The organism is Peptostreptococcus anaerobius 653-L (assembly GCF_000178095.1).
GTDB classification, from domain to species: Bacteria; Bacillota; Clostridia; order Peptostreptococcales; family Peptostreptococcaceae; genus Peptostreptococcus; species Peptostreptococcus anaerobius.
Genome location: NZ_ADJN01000009.1, coordinates 1 through 1,437, shown reverse-complemented (window position 1 = coordinate 1,437; position 1,437 = coordinate 1). Strand labels below are relative to the sequence as shown.

1 protein-coding gene is annotated in these 1,437 nt (G+C 24.5%); it reads left to right on the top strand.

Features of this window, described 5'->3' with window-relative positions:
- Window positions 1–215 precede the first annotated feature (215 nt).
- Entirely contained in the window at window positions 216–929 is a 714-nt protein-coding gene (locus tag HMPREF0631_RS00860; RefSeq protein ID WP_002842740.1) for a LytR/AlgR family response regulator transcription factor, read from the top strand.
- Window positions 930–1,437 lie beyond the last annotated feature (508 nt).

Genomic DNA, 1,437 nt, shown 5'->3' with positions numbered 1-1,437 from the left:
ATACAAATTGATATTGCAATTTACGAACAAATATATTATAATTTAACTTAAAAACATAGTATAATTCCATTTTTAATAACTCAAATTATACATGAGATTTAAAATATTTTCTTATTTATTCTAATATAATTTTCATATGTTTGTAATTGGTATTTAAAAAGTATATAATAAGGTTAGTCTTATACAAAGTTATATTGGAGGATGACAAACAAAAAATGATAAGAATAGCAATTTGTGATGATGAAAAAAGATTTTGCTTAGAGCTAGAAAAATATATATTGAAGTATGAGTTTATAAATGATATAGAAATAGAAATTAAAAAGTTCTATACGGGTGAAGATCTTATTGAATTTATAAAAAAAGAGGAAATCGATCTTTTATTTTTAGAAATAGAGCTTGTAAAAATGAATGGTATAAGTGTAGGTGAATATATAAGGGATGCCCTAGAAAATTACAAAACGGAAATAGTATATTTTTCCTCTAAGGACTCTTATGATAGACAGTTATTTAAAACAAATCCTTTTGATTTCTTAGAAAAGCCTATAGATATTGATAAATTGAACTCTATCATAAAAAAGTTTATAAAAATAATAGGAAAGAAAGACGAAGTCTATACATATAAGAAAAATAAGACGATATGTTCAATATCTTATGACGAAATAATGTATCTTGAATCAGAGGGACGTCACATAAAAATAATTAAAAATGGAGAAATATACGATGTATTTAATGGAAAAATTAGAGATGAAAAAGAAAAATTTATTACCAGAAATTTTGCTAACCCTCATAAATCATATATTGTAAATCTTAAGTTCATTCTTAAGATATCTGCTAGCAAAATAGAGTTAAAAAATGGACTTATAATAAATATCGGCAGAAAGTATGTAGACGAAACAATGCAAAAATATATGGCATATCGGAGGGGGTAATAATGCTTACAAGTTATGATTGCATTTTTATGTTATTAGAAGTTATCTATACTTTGACTGTATATAAGATAATAAATGTATTCTTTACTAATAAAAAAATCAATTCTGTTTATGAAAAAATTTTATAGGCTATCTATAATATTGCTGTAGTTGCAGTATATTTAAAATTTAACATACCATTATTAACAATTGTAGCAAATTTCATATTTATATTGTTATTGTTGAGCTTGATATATGATGATACCTTTAAGAGAAAATTTTCTGTAAATTAGCCTTCTATGGCTAATCTGCCGATTAGGCAGTTAAAAAATAAATATTTGATTATTGGGAAGGCTGGTGAAAATCCAACCTTCCTTTAATTTATAATATAACTTAATTTTTTGCATGTCAATAAAAACTTCTATAAAGTCAGTTTTAAATCTAGTAACTTATGCGTTCTTCGAACATGATTGATAGCTCTGTGAATATAGAACCCCAATTTCTAATAGGGTGAGTCCATTTTTTGCTT